The sequence below is a fragment of the Sporosarcina sp. P33 genome (assembly GCF_002077155.1).
Lineage (GTDB): Bacteria > Bacillota > Bacilli > Bacillales_A > Planococcaceae > Sporosarcina.
On sequence record NZ_CP015027.1, the window covers coordinates 809,274 to 826,014 of the forward strand.

The 16,741-nt window shown below is 41.9% G+C and carries 16 protein-coding genes; 5 read left to right on the forward strand and 11 right to left on the reverse strand.

Annotation, left to right across the window (positions count from 1 at the left end; all coding sequences use genetic code 11):
- Positions 1-64 precede the first annotated feature (64 nt).
- The 3 genes from SporoP33_RS04015 to SporoP33_RS04025 all read right to left on the reverse strand — a co-directional run bounded on the left by SporoP33_RS04015 (position 65) and on the right by SporoP33_RS04025 (position 2,858).
- Complete coding sequence (locus SporoP33_RS04015; protein ID WP_081242541.1) at positions 65-478, reverse strand: CotY/CotZ family spore coat protein; 414 nt, start codon at positions 476-478, stop codon at positions 65-67.
- Positions 479-615: 137 nt separating this feature from the next.
- On the reverse strand, positions 616-1,629 hold the full coding sequence (locus SporoP33_RS04020) for a YheC/YheD family endospore coat-associated protein (protein WP_081242542.1): 1,014 nt from the start codon (positions 1,627-1,629) through the stop codon (positions 616-618).
- A gap of 2 nt (positions 1,630-1,631) precedes the next feature.
- The gene (locus SporoP33_RS04025) at positions 1,632-2,858 is read right to left on the reverse strand and encodes an ATP-grasp domain-containing protein (protein WP_081242543.1); all 1,227 of its coding nucleotides are present in this window, start codon (positions 2,856-2,858) and stop codon (positions 1,632-1,634) included.
- Between the two features lie 340 nt (positions 2,859-3,198).
- On the opposite strand from SporoP33_RS04025, the gene SporoP33_RS04030 reads away from it, so the two are divergent.
- The 3 genes from SporoP33_RS04030 to SporoP33_RS04040 all read left to right on the forward strand — a co-directional run bounded on the left by SporoP33_RS04030 (position 3,199) and on the right by SporoP33_RS04040 (position 6,905).
- Positions 3,199-4,599, forward strand: coding sequence for an FAD-binding oxidoreductase (locus SporoP33_RS04030; protein ID WP_081242544.1), 1,401 nt, complete (start codon positions 3,199-3,201; stop codon positions 4,597-4,599).
- Positions 4,596-5,570 carry a bile acid:sodium symporter family protein gene (locus SporoP33_RS04035; protein WP_081242545.1) on the forward strand — a complete coding sequence of 325 codons (975 nt, stop codon included), beginning with the start codon at positions 4,596-4,598 and terminating at the stop codon, positions 5,568-5,570. Before SporoP33_RS04030 ends, SporoP33_RS04035 begins: the two co-directional genes overlap by 4 nt.
- 198 nt (positions 5,571-5,768) lie before the next feature.
- A complete protein-coding gene (locus SporoP33_RS04040) occupies positions 5,769-6,905 on the forward strand; it encodes a CapA family protein (protein WP_081242546.1) in 1,137 nt (378 codons plus the stop codon).
- Between the two features lie 270 nt (positions 6,906-7,175).
- On the opposite strand, the gene SporoP33_RS04045 is transcribed toward SporoP33_RS04040, so the two are convergent.
- Positions 7,176-8,341, reverse strand: a protein-coding gene (locus SporoP33_RS04045) for an IS3 family transposase (protein ID WP_099662801.1) whose coding sequence is annotated in 2 segments (ribosomal slippage) — positions 7,176-8,065 and positions 8,065-8,341 — 1,167 coding nt in all. Because the reading frame shifts where the segments join, the coding sequence is not laid out codon by codon here.
- Between the two features lie 416 nt (positions 8,342-8,757).
- On the opposite strand from SporoP33_RS04045, the gene SporoP33_RS15925 reads away from it, so the two are divergent.
- The gene (locus SporoP33_RS15925; protein ID WP_155961302.1) at positions 8,758-8,922 is read left to right on the forward strand and encodes a hypothetical protein; all 165 of its coding nucleotides are present in this window, start codon (positions 8,758-8,760) and stop codon (positions 8,920-8,922) included.
- A gap of 85 nt (positions 8,923-9,007) precedes the next feature.
- On the opposite strand, the gene SporoP33_RS04050 is transcribed toward SporoP33_RS15925, so the two are convergent.
- The 4 genes from SporoP33_RS04050 to SporoP33_RS04070 form a co-directional block, all read right to left on the reverse strand.
- Entirely contained in the window at positions 9,008-9,649 is a 642-nt protein-coding gene (locus SporoP33_RS04050) for a metal-dependent hydrolase (protein ID WP_081242547.1), read from the reverse strand.
- A gap of 1,414 nt (positions 9,650-11,063) precedes the next feature.
- Positions 11,064-11,906 (reverse strand): tyrosine-type recombinase/integrase, encoded by an 843-nt coding sequence (locus tag SporoP33_RS04060; RefSeq protein WP_081242549.1) that lies wholly within the window; start codon positions 11,904-11,906, stop codon positions 11,064-11,066.
- 152 nt (positions 11,907-12,058) lie between these two features.
- A complete protein-coding gene (locus tag SporoP33_RS04065; protein WP_081242550.1) occupies positions 12,059-12,241 on the reverse strand; it encodes a hypothetical protein in 183 nt (60 codons plus the stop codon).
- A gap of 147 nt (positions 12,242-12,388) precedes the next feature.
- Complete coding sequence (locus SporoP33_RS04070) at positions 12,389-12,802, reverse strand: DUF1801 domain-containing protein (RefSeq protein WP_081242551.1); 414 nt, start codon at positions 12,800-12,802, stop codon at positions 12,389-12,391.
- Between the two features lie 403 nt (positions 12,803-13,205).
- Here SporoP33_RS04070 and SporoP33_RS04075 point away from each other — a divergent pair, with 403 nt between their 5' ends.
- Positions 13,206-13,634, forward strand: a complete 429-nt coding sequence (locus SporoP33_RS04075; protein WP_081242552.1) for a HEAT repeat domain-containing protein — start codon at positions 13,206-13,208, stop codon at positions 13,632-13,634.
- 58 nt (positions 13,635-13,692) lie between these two features.
- Here SporoP33_RS04075 and SporoP33_RS04080 read toward each other — a convergent pair whose 3' ends face one another.
- The 3 genes from SporoP33_RS04080 to SporoP33_RS04090 all read right to left on the reverse strand — a co-directional run bounded on the left by SporoP33_RS04080 (position 13,693) and on the right by SporoP33_RS04090 (position 16,113).
- Positions 13,693-14,403: an endonuclease V gene (locus SporoP33_RS04080; RefSeq protein WP_369821965.1), complete on the reverse strand. Its 711-nt coding sequence runs from the start codon at positions 14,401-14,403 to the stop codon at positions 13,693-13,695.
- 494 nt (positions 14,404-14,897) lie between these two features.
- Positions 14,898-15,632, reverse strand: a complete 735-nt coding sequence (locus tag SporoP33_RS04085) for a hypothetical protein (protein WP_196796847.1) — start codon at positions 15,630-15,632, stop codon at positions 14,898-14,900.
- Positions 15,622-16,113, reverse strand: a complete 492-nt coding sequence (locus SporoP33_RS04090) for an RNA polymerase sigma factor (protein WP_231293296.1) — start codon at positions 16,111-16,113, stop codon at positions 15,622-15,624. The genes SporoP33_RS04085 and SporoP33_RS04090 overlap by 11 nt, the downstream gene beginning before the upstream one ends.
- Positions 16,114-16,741 lie beyond the last annotated feature (628 nt).

The window sequence follows — 16,741 nt, forward strand, 5'->3', positions numbered from 1 at the left end:
GCGATCAGAGTAATCTCTTCTGTTATTAATTTAAGAAAATTCCAGCACTGCATGCGGAGGATGTCTATTTCTTCGGCTCAATAATAGGCAGTGGTTTGTTTACTAAGGAAGGCGGCAGTGGTGTGATAGCGCAAAAACAATTCAAGTTCACAATAATACATTTCTTTGTTTTCCGAAGTGAATAAAGTTCTGTACAGGAGTCAGTGGGATACCCCTCCATATCCACACCTTCAAGTATGGTCAATAATGCGCAGCACGTCTCAATATCTACTTTTTCTACCCGGAAATATGGTGATTTTACGCCGGAGCAATAAGCGCCAAACGGCTTGTGTAATTTGCAGCCTGTGAGTTTGAAAGGAATTGTATCGTGGACGGAGCGTTTGCAGACAAATTGAAGATCGGCACCCAGTTTGGAAAGACATTGTTGTTCTTCAAGCAGTTTTTTCATCGAAAGACATATGCATTCAGGATGATTCATGATTTCTCTCCTTCCATTGTCATAAACACATTCTACCTATATATATTACAAAGATTGACGCTGAGATAGGCAGTTGCTTGTGGGTTTGCAATAGAAGCATACTGAATGGTGTGTACGCGCTAATTTAAAACATTCTCTTATTTTGCTTTATTAGCAACATAAACTGCATACGGAATTAAATTTTTAGCTACATCAAACGCCAGTTGGCCATTCCCTGGTCTCCAATTCACTTCAAATATCCAAAGCTTATGATTTTCATCGACACCAATATCTATTCCTAGCTCATCGAATTCAACGTCGTATAATTTTTCAAATTCATTTGTGAACCGTTCGGCAAACTTTCGTAAAATCTTTCGGATGTTTCTGCTTTCCCCCTCAAACTCCCTTTCTAAAAAGGATGAAAGCGTGCCCATGCTGCCGCCGCGGGAAATATTGCTGGTCACTCTGTCCTTGGCTCCAATTCGAGGATAAATGATTGTAATCATCCATTTTCCCTGCCCGTCTTTTTGCACATGTATCCGAAAATCATACGGATTCCCTTCTTTTGTCCGGCATAAAATATACGGCTGCACCAAATACGCCTGATCACTTATGAGCATCTGCAAAACTTCCGTCAGTTCTTCTTTATTCATTGTTTGGTGTTTTGCCCCTGAAATCGTACAGTACTTTTTCCCATCCTGTTCAATAAACCAGATACCTCTCCCCTGACTTCCGGAAACAGGCTTTACAATTACTTTTTCATATTTTTTTAACGCGTCAAACACTTCAGCGGCATTCACAATTGTGATCGACGGAATCAAGTAATCTGCGAACTCCGGCATTTTCTCAATCCGTTTGTAGACATTCATTTTATTCCCGATTGAATAAGATGTGAACGGAATGAGATCTTTAAGCTGCTGATAGACTTTTATTTCCTCATCCGTTTTCATGCCCACCGCGTTGAAAATGACATTCGGAAATGGCAGGTCTTTCTGCAGCCACTCGCCATTTTCATAGACATAGCCCATAATCCGGCGTGCGGTAAAATTTACATCTTTCGGTGAAAAGTAATAAAATCCAACACCTTCCATTTTAGCAACCGCTGCACAGGCAAAAGCTTTCCTCACATTCTTCGGATGTTTCCTTGTATGCAACATTCCTACTGTCACCATCTCTATCTCTCCTCTTCAGGTTCAATATAAAACCTCAAATTTTTCGCGGCTTGTAATGCGTTTTTCTTAGCTTCTTGCGATGAATTGCCGGTCGCCATAACATATCCGTATCTGCTTCCCATCGAAACGGCCGGTGTCATATAGGCACCTTTTCGGGGTTTCACATATACTTCCCGCACCCCTTCCTGTCGCATCGCCGCATTCTTTCCTGTTACCTTCAATAGATATCCATACGTGCTGATAGTAATGTAGTGTGTATACAGATGACGTTCGTGCTTTCGTTTCAAGTCAACTTCTTCACCCATAAACAGTTTTAACGTCTCTTCCATCAAGTTAATACCGTATGCTTCTTCAATCATCCGGTTCATCGCGCCGCCGGATATCCGCGGATTTAACTCAATCAATTTCCATTTACCCCGCACATAGCGCAATTCTATATGGCACGCCACATGCTTTGCGCCCAAGTCGTGACAAATAGATTCCACCGCCTGATAAAGCGTGGCATATAATTCTTTCTCGAGCTGGAGCTGAAAATCATAACCCGTGATAATGAACTTCAACTCTTTTTTAATATCTTGCTTGATTACGGCGACTATATGAAGTTCGCCATGATCAACGACTAGCTCCACCAAATATTGCGGTCCATCCAAATACTCTTCTACTACAATGTTCTGATTTGGATACAGTTTCAGCATCCGCCTCATCATCGTCGTCATTTCTTTTTTGTCTGCTGCCAGATAGACATCCCTTGACGCTTTCGATAACGGGGACTTAATAATGAGCGGAAAGCGGTGTTCTTCTGCGATAAACTGCTGCAGATTATTTTCCGGATTATAAACAGCAAACATCGGTGTTACTGGATTATCAGCCAGTGCGGTTCTGGTCAGCACTTTATCTTCCATCTTCCTGTAGGATTCCCCTGAAATCTTCGACAGACATAATTCATTCATGAGCAATGCCGTCATCGATACAAACGGATCTACAAAGCTGAAAATCCCTTTAATCTTGCGTCCCTGCTTCTGTAAGAGGCGGATATTCGCGCGAATCTGCTCCTCCGTCAATTCACTTACGTGGATCATTTCCGTGACGTCTGGGAATTCCAGTCTCTGATCGATGAATTTCACATTCTCCGTCAGCAAAACCGTCACATAGCCCATTCTATCCGCAGCTTTTATCGCTTCCCTGCTCGAACCACTTTTCGTAGTTTCCACAAAAACAATAGTATTCATTTTTTCACTCTCCTCAGCCAAAACCTATACATCACGTGCAGATGCAGAATGAACAAAATAAGTGGCCACTTGTATTTTTTCATTCTCTTATTCATATGAAAATGCACTGTAAGTCTGATAGGCCTTAGAACAAGCCACTATAATGTTTTCAGCATTCTGTCATTTCACATGTAAAAACCGGGTAACTTCACAGGCAGAATACCTGAATTTAATAAAATAACCTTTGTGCTATTCTGATAATTAAGTATAATAAAATAATAACTGTATCTATAGCAACCGCATGTCAGCCAGCAAAACTGTGCGTGATACAACCAATTCATCATTTAAGGGGAGATCAACTATGACAGCAGCAACAGAAACTATTATTCAAGCCTTAAGAGAGGTATTGACTGAAGAACAGGTGACTATCAATAAAACCGTGCGTGAACTTCACGGAAAAGATGAGTCTTACCATACAATGAAATTACCGGATATCGTGGTATTCCCTTCATCCGCCGAAGATGTGAGTCACGTTATGCGCGTCTCCAGCAAGCACCGCGTCCCCGTCACGCCATTCGGCCTTGGCTCCAGTCTGGAAGGTCACGTCATTCCGGAAAACGGCGGCATTACGATTGACTTTTCCAATATGAATCAGATCCTCAGTGTGCAGGCTGAGGATTTTCTAGTGACTGTACAGCCCGGAGTCACTCGTTCTCAGCTGAACAAAGAACTGAAAAAACACGGCTTGTTCTTTTCTGTCGACCCGGGCGCTGATGCCACACTTGGCGGAATGGCAGCAACGAACGCAAGCGGAACCACTTCCGTGAAATACGGGATCATGCGTGATCAGGTCCGTGATCTTGAAGTCGTACTGGCAGACGGCACCATAATCCACACAGGCAATAAAGCGGCAAAATCAGCATCCGGTCTTCATTTAAACGGACTATTCGTTGGATCGGAAGGTATTCTCGGCTGCTTCACAGAGCTGACATTACGCGTCTATGGAATTCCGGAATTCACGACAGCAGCACGCGCTTCTTTCCCGACTGTAAACGATGCAGTGGAAGCGGTTGTATCGATTTTACAGGCCGGCATCCCGATTGCACGCGTCGAACTGGTCGATGAGCCATCCATGAAACAAGTAAATCTATTCAGCGAAACAAACTATAAGGAAAAACCGACACTGTTCCTTGAGTTCCATGGCAATGAAGCCGGGCTGCAGCAGGATGTCGAATTCACCAAAGAAATTGTTGCCGATCATCATTGCGAAGATGTGGCATTTGAAACGGATAACGCAGAGCGAAATCGGCTATGGGAAGCCCGCCATAACCTTGCCTATGCATTCATCCATTCACATCCCGGAAAGAAACTGATGGTGACGGATGTTTGCCTGCCAATTTCAGAACTGGCGGATGCAGTGAATCACGCGCGAGAAACAGTGGAATCCCTCGATATGCCCGCAGGAATTGTGGGCCACGTAGGTGACGGCAACTTCCACGTACTTTTAATGATGGATGTGAACAATCCTGAAGAAATTGCCAAGGCTGACGAACTGAACGAAAAAATCGTTCTCTACGCATTGGAGCGAGGCGGTACTTGTACAGGTGAGCACGGTGTCGGGACAGGCAAACGGAAGTACCAGGAACAAGAACACGGCGCTGCTCTAGTTGTGATGGAAAAGATTAAACGGGCACTCGATCCGGACAACCTGCTTAATCCAAATAAAATTCTTCCACTTGACAGCACGGAGACAAAGCTATGAAAGTTCTTGAAATGATTGGTTCCATCGCAGGGAAATACTTTGCAGTGTGGGTCATTATTACCGCAGTCATCGCATTCATGTTCCCCGGTCCTTTCTTGGGGTTAGGCGCGTACATTACGATTTTGCTCGGCGTAGTCATGTTCGGAATGGGGCTGACATTGCGCGCAGCTGACTTTAAAATTGTTCTGACGAATCCGTTGCCGGTCATCATCGGTGTCGCTGCCCAGTTCGTCGTTATGCCGCTGATCGCATTTGGCATCGCGTATTTATTGAAGCTGCCTCCTGAATTAGCAGCGGGCCTTGTGCTGCTCGGCTGTGTCCCGGGCGGCACTGCATCCAACGTTATGGTCTATCTGGCAAAAGGAAATCTTGCGTTATCAGTCGCGATGACCTCACTTTCCACATTGCTCGCGCCAATCGTCACGCCGTTATTATTGTTAGTGCTGGCCGGACAATGGCTTCCGGTTGATGCCATGTCGATGTTTAAATCCATCGTTCAGGTCATTATCATACCAATTGTTCTGGGACTGCTTATTCAGCGGTTCTTTCCCGGGGTTGTCGCAAAAAGCGTCTCCGTCGTTCCAATTATCTCCGTCGCTGCGATTCTCATCATCGTGGCTGCTGTGACGTCTGCCAACGGCGGGAACGTCGCAAGTTCAGGAGTAATTGTGTTTATCGCAGTATTCCTGCATAACGGACTGGGGCTCCTGCTCGGCTATCTCATTGCGTTATTGCTTGGTTTGAATGAAAACGACAGACGTGCGATTTCACTCGAAGTCGGCATGCAAAATTCCGGTCTCGGCGTCGCACTCGCAACTGCCCATTTCGGACCGCTTGCCGCCCTGCCAAGTGTATGGGGTGCAATCTGGCATAATATTTCGGGCCCTATTCTTGCAACGATCTGGTCAAAGAAAAAGACTGGCGGGGAAGATTCGGATATCGCAATCAAACGCGCAAAAGTAGATTTATAACCACTTATAGAAAGCACATCAGGCTTCGATCTCTTAAGAAGATTTCGAAGCCTGATGTTTTTTGTAACATTTTATTTTCCAATATTAATTTATTGTTACAATTGCCGGATTCAATGGTTAGCGCGCGAATAGTGTGCTATGTTTAGGCTATATAGGCGGAATATGGAAAACCCGACAAATTGACATGGAGAGATTACTTTGAAAAGAAAATGGCTTGTCGCTTCATTACTGGTTATTTGGATTGCAGGAGGCGTAATTTTATGGCAAGACTGGAATTCCAGAGAATATGCGCTTTCTGACAGACCGCAAGAAAACGCAAGTAAAGACTCAGCGGTGACTTCGGCAGAGGCCGTAACGGAAGTCGAAACAGAACAAAAAATAGAAAAGACCTCCATCAGTACAGCGACAATCGGGATGGTTGGAGATGTGCTGCTGCATAATCCCATCTATACATATCCAAGCTTCGACTTTGCCTTTGAAGCGGTACAAGAGAAAATGACCGGAATCGACTTCCTGCTGGCAAACCAGGAATCCATGCCGGGGGGAACGGAACTTGGACTGTCCACGTATCCGAAATTCAACAGTCCTAAGCATATCATTCCTGATCTGCAAAACGCAGGTGTCGATATGATTACTCTTGCCAATAACCATACGTTCGACAAAGGTGAAATCGGGGTGCGGAAATCTATTGAACACGCGCAAGAGTTCGGGATGCCGTATGTCGGGGCTTATGAATCTTTCAAAGACCGTAAGACTCAGCGAATTGTTGATGTGAATGGCATCAAGATTGGTGTATTGGCATATACGTACGGAACTAATATTGCACTCGACCTGCAGGACAAAGAATACCTGGTCAACTATATCAACCGGGATCGGATAGAAAATGAAATCCAAGAGATGAAGCCGCTGGTGGACGTTACGATTGTGTCGCTGCACTGGGGTCCGGAGTATCATTTAGAAACCTCGGAAGACCAGGCTGACCTCGCGCAATTCGTCTCAGATGCAGGTGCCGATGTCATTTTCGGGCATCACCCGCATGTACTGCAGCGCTATGGTGAAGTCGGCAACACAAAAGTTTTCTTCTCGCTCGGCAACTTCTACTCTGCCCAGCCGTTTGATTACACGAATTTTGGCGGGATTGCCAGATTGTCAGTGACGAAGGAACAAACAGGCGACCTGACGGAAGTGACAATCGATGACCCGCGGTTTTTCCCGACAGGTGTCATCAGGAATCAGCAGAACCGCTTTAAAGTTGTGCCGCTGCATCAGGCGAACGCAACGATTCATTACAGTGAAGAGTGGGTCGAAAGCCACGTTGGCGTGCCAAAATGGTAAACGAAAAAACAGTACAGGAGCTGTCCGTAAAGTCTTTGTGACTTTTCCGGGCAGCTCCTTTGCCGTTATTCAGCGGGTATCAGAACCGAAGCATAACGGCTGCTTGTCTTACTTTCCTGACACGGTCTTCACGTCTTCCACGAGCAATTCATTTTGGCTCTTCGTGATGCCATCGTACTTTTTCACCACTTCTCCTTTTGGACTGACTAAATAAAAGAAGTAACTGTGTAGACTGACCTAGCGATATGAGACACATATAAAACACCATGATTAGGCTGCTTTGACACCATATTTTATCGGTGTCAGGTAGCCTAATTTTTCTTGGATACGTTCTTCATTATAATAATTTAAATAGGCAATTACTCGTTCAACTACAATATTATTGCGTAATGAATTAAATTTAACGTATTGAAATTCTTCAGATTTCAGACTCGAATGAAATGATTCAATCACCGCATTGTCCCAACAGTTTCCTCGACGTGACATGCTGCCGATCAGGTCGTTATCCTTGATATAGGCTTGATACGCGTATGACGTATACACACTCCCTTGATCCGAATGTATAATCACTCCTGTGGGGTGGTTTCTCGCAGCTAGTGCCGCCTTTAATGTGTCAATTACGAGTGGTGTCTGTTGATGGTCGTATAATTTGTAAGCAACAATTTCATTATTGTATAAATCCATAATGGTTGAAAGATATTTTGTCGTACTACCATACTGGATATAGGTGATGTCGGTTACCCACTTCTGATTCGGTTCACTAGCTGTGAAATTACGTTTAAGAAGATCTGGGGCAATTATGATACTTTCCCCTTGAGATTTCCACTTTCGTTTAGGCTTGATACGACACTGTAAGTTATGCTTTTGCATGAGGCGTTGAACCGTATTGCGATTCAATTCTATGTTGTATTCCTGCTTTAGAAATGCTTTGATTTTTCTATGTCCATTCCGATATTTAGTGCGTTTACACAATTCTATAATAGCCTCCTCTTCCACTGAAAGAGACTTATCCGTTTCCTCCAGACGCCACCTATAGTAGGTAGCTCGTGGTACTCCTAATGCGGATAAAATGGCTGTTATTGTATACTTCTTTTTTAGTTTTTCCACAATCTGAAGAACTATTTCTTTCTCAATCTCCTTTCGATCTCCATGTACTTTTTTAGAATCTCATTCTCCATTTTTAAATGAGACATCTGTCGTTCTTTCTTGTCCGCTTCACTCGAAAGTTCTGGCCCATGACCGAAGGTATATTGTTTACCTATCGGTTGATCAAAACGATATATTTCATTTGCACGATACCATCTCATCCAGGTTTCAATCTGGGATTTATTTTTGACTCCGTGCTTCTCCATAATTTCTTTAGTTGTTAATTCCCCACTCAATTTATCTTTGACAACTGCCCATTTTACTTCGCTTGAATATACGTTTTTGCCCACGCAAAAACACCTCCGTTGTAAGTACTTTTTACAAGTGTACCACTTCGAAGGTGTTTTATATTGTCTCAAAAATTTAGGTTAGCCCAATATTTCAAGCGCAGTACTTGCTTTCTTTTAGTATTATCCTTAATCACAAGTCATTGGGGATTCTTCTTATGGGCTTTATTGTCTGTGTTTATGATATTGATGACTGCGTTTACCACTAAGACTGACAAGAACAACGACGGGAAGTAAGAAATGAAAATGCTCTGGGGTAAACCTATATGTGAAGCGTGTACTAATGAAAGTAAAGCGTGTGGAAGAAACGAAGGAACATTCATTTGCGGCGACTGTTCCAATAAAAAAACCGATTAAATAAATAGGTGCGATTACAAAATAATTATTTGTCACCAGCTGGCGGATTGGAGCATATTCTTATGAAAAATTTCATAATCATTTTCAAGGCAGTTGCTTTGGCAATGGGTGTGAGTACACTTGTTTTAAATATATTGGGCGATTTATCTGCAGATCCTGCCATCACCCTACTGTCAATCGGTGTTTCCTGTTTAGCAATTGCACAGCTGCAAGACAAAGAAAAGTAAGCAGCTTTTATGGCACGTGCCATGTCCTGATAAATTGCATAGTCATTTGACACTTGCATAAAAAGGTATATTACATTCATTCGCTTCAAAATTCCCGTTTCCACAACGGCAGGAACCATTTGACGCCGCGACGGTTGACGGGAAGCAGTTTCATGTCAGCAAATAAGTGGCTGATATAACCCGCCGTCCCTGCGGCAATAAGGCCGTCGACGGGCCATTGTGCGTACAGCTGCTTCAAAATATATACATAGAAAACAATGCCTAGGATAGAGTGCGTGTAGGACCGGTGCGGCAGAAATGAAGCAATGATGATATAGCTGCCCGCGAGTAGAACGCCCGGCGACTGATCCAGGACAAGCCCTAGTAGCATGACGAGGATACCGGTAATCGTAAGCATCCTCCGTTGTGTAATCAGGCGCGAAACAATAAGCAGCAGAAGCCCGATGCCGCCGTACAAATATATGTCGCTGCTCAGCCCGTATATAACCGTCTGATAGATAAGTGTCAGCAATATGACCATGCCGGCGGTCTCCATGAGCCATTTGCTGACTTTTTTGCTGAGTGTGATGCTATTGCTGGCGAGCCCGTTCGTGTCGAGGTCCGGAACAACGCCGGATATTCCACCGACAGCCGCGCCGATCAATGCGGTTCTGATATCCGGCTGCACAGCGTACCCCGCGATGGCACCAACGGCTGTGCCGACAAATAGATGTGAAGTCCCTTTCATATGTAAACCTCTCTGGATGTATAAAGTACGGCCGAATCAAGAACATATATTCGTTCCGTCAATTCCAGTATAAACGATTTAGGGATGAAAAGGAAAACATTGCGTGTGCAGTTCCCAAGCCTTCCATTTTAGAGTTGTTCTGCATTCGTTGTAATTGCGGTTGTGCATTAAAAATAAATAATAAAGCCTAATTTCCCTTTTAAAAGCTAGGGAAATTAGGCTTTTGATGTTCCACAATTGTGCCCCATCGGGATTGTGGTTAGAACCCGTTGATCTGCGCTGCAGCCGGACTCGTGTCCTATGGGCGGGCGGTGAACCACACTCCTCGCTTCGCTCGCTAGGTGTTTCACCTATCAAAGCAGAGATGTGCTCCTTCTCGCTGCGCTTCACTCGCAAAAGCCGTTCTTCGTTACGGCTCTCGCTGATCCTCCCAGTCGCCGGCTTCCGCTACGATCAACTAAGCGACTACAAATAAGCTTTTTCAACAATCGTAGCCGTTAGTTAGATAGCGGAATAGTGGTTGGAAACCGTTGATCTGCGTTGCAGCCGGACGCGTTCTGGAGGGCGGGCGGTGAACCACACCCCTCACTTCGCTCGCTGGGTGTTTCACCTGTCCCGCTGATCCTCCCAGAGTCGCCGGCTTCCACTCCGATCAACTAAGTGATTACGAATAAACCATGCTACACAATCGCGCCCGATTATTGAAGATTGTTATCCAACTAAAGTGCCTTTAGTTAAGGGATATGTATTAAGCAAAAAGGATCCATAATAAAACTGTAAATCCTAAAAAGAATATCCCAAATAAAAAGGAAAAAGTTTTAAAGATAATAATTTGATATTTATTTGGTACAAACTTTTCAGAAATTAATAATAGAACACTAAATATCACTTCAATCCAAGTTAAAGTATTAAAAGTAAAGTCATCATCTTCTCGATATTTTTTAAAAGTAACATAAAAAGTATTTCCTGCAATAAATAATAAAAATAATGAGCTCATTATCAACATATATATATTCATTCAAAACCTGTCTTCCGATTTGAGTTTGTATTTTAACTAATTTGCAACTCTTATTAAGTATTTATTTACAATCACAATTACTATTTATGAACACGTGAAAGCGTTCATAAAATGGCCCGATTGTTGAATAAAATATAATTCCAATTATTCCCCCATCTATATCTAGTTTAACATAAAAATTCCAAGACCCTGCAAGAAATTAGTGTTATGAAATACTTTTAGCATTGGTATTAACGACATCATATAAATTAATGCAGCAATTTCAGCTCAATTGTACAACCCGTTAAGGCATTGAGTCACAATTAAAAAGGAGACACCAGTTCTTATGTGAATTGTGTCCCCTTTTAGACTGAAGTTTAACGTTTCTTCCCTGACTGACAACCGAACTCATTTCTATTAAAAATACTTCTTGTAAAAGTCATACCTTAATTTCCCGCTGAGATGAGCATAAATTCTCGTCGTCTCACTCTTTTCATGACCTAAAAGACTTTGAATTATTTCAAGTGGAGCACCGTTGTCGACCATATGTGTAGCATAGCTATGACGTAATTGATGCGGGTGAATGGTCTTTTTAATTCCGGCACGCTTGGAAATTCGTTTGACAACGTATCTTAAAGTATCCACACTCATTCGTCGTATTGGTTTACGTTCTGTGACAAATAAAGATGGTTCTTCATCATCGCGCTCATCTAAATATCTTTTCAACCAAATCGCACAGCGTATATTGAAATATACTTCCCTCTCTTTATCACCTTTCCCATGGACAATTACCGAGTTTCCTGCAAAGTTAATATCGTCACGATTTAATTTCGCGATTTCGCCTATTCGGCAACCTGTTGAATAAAAAAATTCAAGTAGTGCATTCTCCTGTGATGTGTGACAGCCTTCTCTAAGAAGCTCAATTTCATGTTTGGAAAGAAACTTTGGAATCCGCTTTCCTAGTTTAGGCTCTTTTAATTTTGCAGCCGGATTTTTTAAAATAAACCCTTCTTCATGAGTCCATCTAAATAATGACTTAATAAAACGTACACGGTGGCCCAAACTCGATGGTTTTAAATGTACCCCCACTTTACCCAAGTATTGTTTAAGATGATCCGCTGTAATTTCGTCCATGGGGATATTACCTAAATAACGCATTAGAAGATTACATTGAAATCCATACATTTTTAATGTTAGCGGCGAGTAGCCTTCAATTCTTTTATCGAACTGATATTTTTCCCAAGCTTCTGTCAACAACATATTTCCACGCTCCCATACTATGAATCAAGTAAATACTAAGTATCAATTTAATTAACCGATCCATCCCTGCAAGATACTAGTTTTCAAAAACATAATCCACTCAAATATGTTGACAATACTCTCTGGTTTAGCAAAGTGAGTAGGGCTACAATTCACTTCCGAAATTTACCTGGGTCTTCAATTCTTGCAGAAATAACTTCTCCACAATTTAAGCAGAAGGTAAATATTTTATTCGACCCAACTGACATTTTTTTGTCTAGCGGTTTAACTGCCATAAAATCGGTACCCTCTCCAAATTCAGTGCCATTACATTTTGGACATTCATTTTTATTCATTTGCAACATCTCCATATAATTAATTAATTTTTATGAGTCTATCGATATATAAATATAAGAAGGTATTCGTTTGTTGATCTGGCAACTGTGAAACTTAAATCAACATTTTTCCAGATAGAATTGGATTGAAAACACAAGGCAATCATTTTACTCGTTCGGATAAAGATTCTGATATGTCTCGACTGACTGTTTTATTAAATCCTTTAAAACATTCGTATCAATATCTGCTAATTTATTGACATATATACAAGCCTTCCCCTTCGTGTGTTTACCAAAGCTTTCTAATAACTCTTCCCTTTCACATGACAGATAAAGACTAATTTTCGCTTTTCTTGGAGAAAAACCGACTAAAGGTGCATCCCCTTCACGTCCTGATGCATACTTATAATGGTAGCTGCCAAAGCCTATAATACTAGGACCCCACATTTTCCCTTTATAATCCGTCGCCTCTTCAAAAATTTCTAATAACTGATAAGCATCTGCCTTCTTCTTTTCATTTTCCATCATTTCAATAAATTCAATTACACTATTGTCAGTTTCTTTCATCTTACGTTCGGTCATATATGCACGCTCCTATTCTCTAATCAAATTATTGATTACATAATTGGCCGGTTTGACAGTACCTTCCTATTCATCCGGTATATACAACAGGTTAACATAACAATCGTCCCCGGAAGCTCTTAATTCCTCAATTAAAAAAGCTTTTACAAAAGGCAACTCTTCCTCTTTTGATATTCAGATACTTTTTTAAAAAAGTTTTAATTATACCATTTTCAACAAAAATCCCTCTACTATATAAAAGTAAGAGGTTCTCCGTTTATTTTTGTATTTTCTATATGGAGACAAAGGAATTGACACTGCATACAGCTGACGTTTCATCGCTATTTTAAGCCAGACATCGTATAATGGGGAAAGCAGAAGAAGAATTCATTTTTTCTTTAGATAAAAAAAGAGGTGTAATTACTTGGAACCGTTCGAAACAGCATTACCTGAGCAATATGAAACATTAAAAAAGCAGGCCAATTATACATCTAGCTGGCGAAAGCGTTTAGAAGCAGTCAAAATATTATCGGCATATCAACATGACAAAGTCATAGATTTGTTAAAAAATCGTATGCAGCATGATCCTGTCCGACAAGTGCAATTAGCAGCCTATGAAGCACTTGCCGCGTTTGGCGTAGACGTGGAGCAGCCATTGCCTGCACGTTTTGATATTATCAAAAACACTGATAAGATCTTCCTCCGTGTGAAAAAAAGCTTGCCGAAAGACCATACGGTGGCAGACTTTGCGGATAAACTGCAGCGTATGCGTTTAGATGTCTTTGATGCATATGAAGGCGATAAAGGTGCAGAATTTATGAACTGGTTAGAAGAACGTTGGGCAAAGCTGTAATCATAAAGGTGCCAGGTCCCGATACAATTCAAAATAGTGTCGGGACCTGGCACCTTTTTCAATTCCGCAGCTGTCTTCTATTATTCCTTGTTGCCAAATCCGCCAGCCTGACCGGTATGGGCAATCGGCTTTCACTATTTATTAATTCCTTAGTAATAGCTGTTGCAGTTGGTAAGTCTATATAGTTTCCACACGAAACAAATATAGGTTTTACGTCTTGATGCGTTCGTAAAACCCTGCCATAGACCTCTTTATTTATAATTATATCTGCATAAGAGCCCGCCCTATTTTTAGGCATTTCAAACTCGGCGTCAGCTATTTTCAAGTAACTTTTAGCGATGCCGATAGTTGGTTTATTCAGAAAGAACGAAGCATGTGTTGCGATGCCCATATGCCTCGGATGCAAAAAGCCATTGCCGTCAAACATAAAAAGATCTGGCGCGTGTGTAAGCTTTTGGGCCGCTTCAATAACCAAGGGAAGCTCCCGAAATGCCAAATATCCTGGTATATAGGGGACTGTGACAACTTGCGTGCTATTTACTTCTTCAATAACCGTCTTTGCAGCATAGTCAATGACGATTATGCTGCAAACACCCCATTCAATTCCTTCATCCTCCCAGTAAGCTACATCCACACCCGCAATTAATTGGATATCAGCAGCAGTCATTATGTTTACCATACTCACCTGATCTTTTAAACAAGTTTGAATTGCATTCCATTGCTTATTGTCGGCTGATAGCGGATGGATATCTTGTATGTGAATTTTTATTCCTCCTAGTTAAGTGCCAGGTCCCGACACAATTCAAAATAGTGTCGGGACCTGGCACCTTTATGTAATAAAGTTCAACTACCGGGATAATGGCTACACCCCATTGATCTGCGCTGCAGCCGGACGCGTTTCTGGAGGGCGAGCGGTGAACCTACCAGAGTGGCCGGCTTCCGCTCCGATCAACTGAGCGACTGCTTCAAACATTATACCGCAATCGCGCCCTATTATTTAATTAAATTGAAAGGTTCATAAGAGTTCGTCAACAGCATTTATTCGAAAACAGCTACAAATCTAACTATTATTTTCACTTTTTGCCCTATTGTTTTTCATTCTTTTATAGAAAACGTAAATTGCATTGCCAACGACTATTAATAAAGCTCCAGTCAAAAAACCATATATAGGAGTGTTTTACGAAATCAGTCAAAAGAAATCCACGTCAGCTACCGGCTTTCGTGGATTCCGGCTTATTGAGCGACATAAAGATCTTAATTGTATTACATCAGCTTTAACACAATCTCATTTGATTCTTGAGTTACCATGATCTCTTGCTGCTCAGTGTTTCCATCTTTGTATTCTACTTGTACCGTAATGATGATCCCTTCACTTACTGCTTCATTGCCGTCGTGAGGGAGTGCCAGTGTATAATTATGTTGATCCTGATCTTCATAGCGCACTTGATAACTGTTCCCTACATCCTTTATCCCTTCATACACATCAGAGTCGAGTTCTCTCCCAATGAAATTAATGTTTTCTGCCAGCAGCCATTCTTTATCAATAAACTTTTCGTATGATAATGTCACATCCTCAATAAACATACCATCGTTTAGCTTGTACGTGATCGACTCAATCTGTTCCCCGGTTACCCCGAGTCTGACATCCGTGAAAATATAATTAGGGCCGCTTCCACTTATCGCAATTAATCCTTCCCGGAAATCCGTCCCTGTTTCGACTATAGCTTTTTCTGTTGTGACGTCCGTATGGATCTCTTGCCCTTCATCACCCATTGCATAGGCGGTGATCGCAAAGTCCGCGGCATCACCTGTCTTATTCAGGTTCGGCATCACGAGCATCATGGTCAGCAGCACACCAAATGCACATGCGGCCGAAACCCATTTCATGCGATTTGGCTGAACCTGCATTTTCTTCCGGATATTTTTCTTCATTCGGTCCTCCATCGCTTTCGGCATCTCGATTGAACGGACAGCATCTTTGAGCTTTTCAAATTCCATATGGATTCTCCTTTCGATATTTTTCCCGGAGAAGCTCTCTTCCCCGTTGCAAGCGCTTCTTTACAGCTGACGATGTAATGACAAGGATGTCCGCTATTTCATCAACTTTATAGCCCTCCACATAATGCAGCAGCATGGCTGTTTTATGTTTGACAGGCAATCTCATGAGCTGTTCGAGCAAGTCGTGGTATGAATCATCCTTCGCATAAATCTGCAGATCATGTATATCTGCATGTCTGCGGATGAAATGATACCTTCTCATATTTTTGCAGCGGTTCGTTGCCGTCGTGATGAACCACGCTTTCTCATGTTCCGGATCGTTGAAAACCGGTGATTTCGTCAGATACGCAATAAAAGTGTCCTGTACAGCATCCTCTGCGTCTTTCTCATTACATAGAATAACGAGACAAATCCTGAACAGCATATGGCCATATGTATCGATGATCCGCTCTGCCTCTGTATTCAAGCTGAATTTCCGCAACAGCTTTCAACTCCTTTCACTACTAACACACTTGAAGATCCGAAATGGTGACATATCGTTACAAATAATTTTTCACTGTGAGATGCAATCAAATAAAATAAACTCCGCAGCAGCAAAAATCGCCGTTGCGGGGCCGTCTTTATTTCATGGAACCTGAAGCCTCTTCAAGTCTGCTGATCGGATCAGATTGCAGAAATAAATACTGGAAACTTTTTTACTGTAGTTTCTATTTCTGTTTTAAGACGAGATTTATTAAAAACGTTATGATAACAGAACTTTGCATAGCTAAAACACTACTGCCAACAAAAATCTAATCACCATTTCCAATACGCAATACTTCTCCAAAACATAAAACTAATAAATGCCAAAATCATTAATCCAATAAAGATTAGAACATATTCCAATTGAATCCTCTTCGTACTATCAAGTGGCCAGTTTGAAGCACAAATCTTGTACCGTTAAAGCATCCGTTTATACAATCGGCCTTTGTTTTTATAATAATTCTGTAAGAGTTGAGACTACGAAGTAAGTTAGGAGTCCCGCAACAAAATAAAGAATGTTTTTCCTTATAGTTTATTAAGATTCTCCTTTCTTAGGAATAAGCCCATATTGCGGTATTGGTGCGATT